Raw genomic sequence first — 3,385 nt, forward strand, 5'->3', positions numbered from 1 at the left:
GACCCGCTCCCCGCCCAGGGCTGAGCGCGCGCCGCTCTCACTCCTCGGGGGTGAGGCGGACGATCGTGGAGTCGCGGGCCCAGCGGGCGGGGAGGTGCTCGCTGTCGCGGGCGTTGAGGCGGTCCTTGGCCAGGGCGGCGACGACGTCGGGCGAGGCGGCCTGGTCGACGACCGACACCGCCGCGTCGAACTCCACCAGCCGCGCGCCGTTGTCCTTGCTGCGCAGCGTGACGTGGACCCGGTCGAGGGCCTCCAGCCCGGGCAGGGCCTGCTCCTCGCCGCCCGTCACGAGGTAGATCGCCCCGTCGTGCCAGGTGTGCCAGGCCAGGCGCGGACGGTCGAGCGTGAGCCACAGGATGCCGGACTTCTTCGCGCCCTCCGCGATGGCCGCCGCCCGGTCGGCGCCCGTCTCGGGCCCCGCGACGGTCGGCGGCGTCTTTCCGGCGGGCGCGGTGTGGTCGGTCACGTGTCCGACTGTAATCCGGGCGTGCGGCCGGGTGAACCGGCGCCGCCCGGCCGAGCGGTCGAGACCCGAGATGATCAGACAGTAGCGTGGGCGTATGCGATCACGACGTTCGGTGCTGGCGGTGCCCGGCAGCAGTCCCCGGTTCCTGGAGAAGGCCCAGACCCTGCCCGTCGACGAGGTCTTCCTCGACCTGGAGGACTCCGTCGCGCCGCTCGCCAAGGAGGAGGCGCGGGGCAACATCGTCACCGCGCTGCGCGAGGGCGACTGGACGGGCAAGACGCGGGTGGTCAGGGTCAACGACCTCACCACGCAGTGGACGTACCGCGACGTGATCGAGGTGGTCGAGGGCGCGGGGGCGTACCTCGACTGCGTGATGCTGCCGAAGGTGCAGGACCCGACCGAGGTCGTCTGGCTCGACACCCTGCTCACCCAGATCGAGAAGACCATGGGGTACGAGCCGGGCCGCATCGGCATCGAGGCGCAGATCGAGAACGCCCGCGGCCTGGTGAACGTCGACGCCATCGCGGGGTCGTCCAGGCGGCTGGAGACGCTGGTGTTCGGGCCGGCCGACTTCATGGCCTCGGTCGGCATGCGCACGCTCGTCGTCGGCGAGCAGCCCCCCGGCTACGAGGGCGACGCCTACCACTACATCCTCATGCGCCTGCTCATGGCCGCGAGGACGCATGACCTGCAGGTCATCGACGGCCCCTACCTGCAGATCAAGGACGTCGAGGGCTTCCGCCGCGTCGCCCGCCGCTCGGCGGCGCTCGGGTTCGACGGCAAGTGGGTGCTGCACCCGTCGCAGGTCGAGGCGGCCAACGAGGTGTTCTCGCCGGCGCAGGAGGACTACGACCACGCCGAGCTGATCCTGGAGGCGTACGAGTACTACACCACCGTGGAGAAGCGCGGCGCGGTCATGCTGGGCGACGAGATGATCGACGAGGCCTCCCGCAAGATGGCGCTCGTCGTGGCCGCCAAGGGGCGGGCGGCCGGGCTGAGCCGGACGAAGACGTTCACACCTTGATGCCGACGGCGGTGAAGAACCAGAACGACGACGTCAGCCAGAGCCCCACGAGGGCGGTGAACGTCAGCCCGCCGAGCACCGGCAGCGTCCAGCCGGGCGCGTCCCGCTTCGGCAGGGCCAGCATCTTCGCGGTGAAGACGCCGTAGAAGAAGCAGCCGAGCAGCGAGTGCACGAGCACGCGCGGCACGTCGTACTGCAGGCCGAGGGCGTACAGGCAGTGGAAGGCGACGGGGACCGTGAGCGCGAACGCCAGCCGCCCCGACCAGCGGTGCACGGCGGGCGGGATCGTGACCCCGAGCCTGCCCCACATCGACAGGGCGGAGACGACCTGCACGACCGCCAGCACGAGCGCGCCGGTCGTGAGCCACGCCTTCATCGGCAGCGCGGCGGAGAACCCGGCCACGCCGACGGCGAACCCGGTCGGCGTGTGCACCCGCCCGTAGACGCCGAGGGCGACCGCCACCAGGGCGCCGGCCAGCAGCGGCACCACGAGCGCGGTCAGGCCGCGGGACGGCCGCTGATGCGTCGCGGTGGTCATGGCATCTCCCCGATGAAGCCGTCGACGTCCTTCGGGTAGATCGTGGCGCCGCCGACCTGGACCGGCGCGGTGGGGCCGGCGGCGTCGATCCGCGGCACGTCGACCTGCCGGTCGCCCGCGAAGGCGGTGCCGACCTGGGTGTAGGTGCCGTTCGCGTTCTTCAGCACGATCCAGCCGGCGCGGACCTTGGCGCCCCTGACGGTCGCGGTGGCGCGGTAGAGGCCCGACGGCTTGGTGACGGTCGGCGCGAAGAAGCTCCACTTGCGGCCCGCGACGGTGAGCGAGCCCTCGGCCTTGCGGCCCTTCAGCTCGGCCTTGACCTTCGCGCGCTTGTCGGCCACGCCGGTCAGCTTCAGTTCGCCTCCCGACTCCACGCCGGTGAACCAGGCCTCGGTCCTGCCGTCGCAGAAATAGCCGACGGCCTTGCCGTTCCTGATGGACAGGGCGATGAGGGCGCCGCTGCCCTTCACCCGGCCGCCGAAGTCCGCCTTGACGGTCTTCTTCGGCTGCGTGGGGGAGGGCGAGGGGGTCGGCGCGGCGGACGGTTGCGCAGCGGCCCCGTTCTGCTGGGCCCCGTTCTGCTGGACGACGGGCGCCTCGGCGGCGGTGTTGACGGCCGGGCTCCCGGCCGTGGGCATCGCGATGACGCTCGCGACACCCAGCCCTCCGGCGAGCACCGCGCCCGCCGCGAGGGTGATGACTGGTCCCAGCCTGGACATGGTCTGCTCCTGTGGTCGGATTCCGTATGCACCCGAGCATCCGGCCAAAAGGCCCCGCCGTCTGTGAACTAATGCGCACCAAGCGGACAGAATGGAGAGATGCAGGAGAACCCGGGGCCGCACTACCCCGACAACCGCGGGCCGCTTCCGTACGGCGCGGCGCCGGCGGCCATCCCGTACCAGCCGCAGCCCTGGTTCCTGCCGTCGCCGGCCGGGGTCCGCTTCGACCATCTCGCCAGGAACCCCGCCGCCCGGCTGTGGCGCTCGGTCGTCGGCACCTTGCTGGTCGCCGTCGGGTTCCTGGGGATCGGCGTCGCGGTGCTCGTGGCGTTCACACTGCCGGCGTACCTGTTCGGGTTGCCGTCGCCGGTGGACGCGCAGGGGGTGCCCAAGCCGACGCCGGTCGGGCTGGCCATGACGCTGCTGTCCATCGCGCCCGCGCTGCTGCTCGTGTTCGGGGTGGCGGCGGTCGTCCAGCGGCGCCGTCCGGGGACGCTGTCATCGGTGGCGGGACGGCTGCGCTGGTCGTGGCTGCTGAGCTGTGTGGGGCTGGCGCTGCTCGCCATGGTGCTCGGGCAGGCCGCGCAGTGGCTGGTGCTGACGAACTCGGGCCAGGACGGGGCGATGTTCGGCTGGGC

4 protein-coding genes and 1 pseudogene are annotated in these 3,385 nt (G+C 72.2%); 2 read left to right on the plus strand and 3 right to left on the minus strand.

Translation table 11 applies throughout. The features are described 5' to 3' along the window. Window positions 1-37 precede the first annotated feature (37 nt). On the minus strand, window positions 38-466 hold the full coding sequence (locus tag C1J01_RS47075; protein ID WP_235855139.1) for a hypothetical protein: 429 nt from the start codon (window positions 464-466) through the stop codon (window positions 38-40). A gap of 94 nt (window positions 467-560) precedes the next feature. Here C1J01_RS47075 and C1J01_RS47080 point away from each other — a divergent pair, with 94 nt between their 5' ends. Beyond that, entirely contained in the window at window positions 561-1,490 is a 930-nt protein-coding gene (locus C1J01_RS47080; protein WP_111185556.1) for an HpcH/HpaI aldolase/citrate lyase family protein, read from the plus strand. On the opposite strand, the gene C1J01_RS47085 is transcribed toward C1J01_RS47080, so the two are convergent. Together C1J01_RS47085 and C1J01_RS47090 are read right to left on the minus strand one after the other, a co-directional pair. Continuing rightward, window positions 1,480-2,028, minus strand: coding sequence for a DUF6529 family protein (locus C1J01_RS47085; protein ID WP_111185558.1), 549 nt, complete (start codon window positions 2,026-2,028; stop codon window positions 1,480-1,482). The two genes, C1J01_RS47080 and C1J01_RS47085, sit on opposite strands and share 11 nt — an antisense overlap. Next, a complete protein-coding gene (locus C1J01_RS47090) occupies window positions 2,025-2,747 on the minus strand; it encodes a hypothetical protein (protein ID WP_111185560.1) in 723 nt (240 codons plus the stop codon). Before C1J01_RS47090 ends, C1J01_RS47085 begins: the two co-directional genes overlap by 4 nt. Window positions 2,748-2,846: 99 nt before the next feature. On the opposite strand from C1J01_RS47090, the pseudogene C1J01_RS47095 reads away from it, so the two are divergent. After that, window positions 2,847-3,385: pseudogene (locus C1J01_RS47095) on the plus strand (hypothetical protein); the annotation flags it as partial.

Source organism: Nonomuraea aridisoli (assembly GCF_003236395.1).
GTDB classification, from domain to species: domain Bacteria; phylum Actinomycetota; class Actinomycetes; order Streptosporangiales; family Streptosporangiaceae; genus Nonomuraea; species Nonomuraea aridisoli.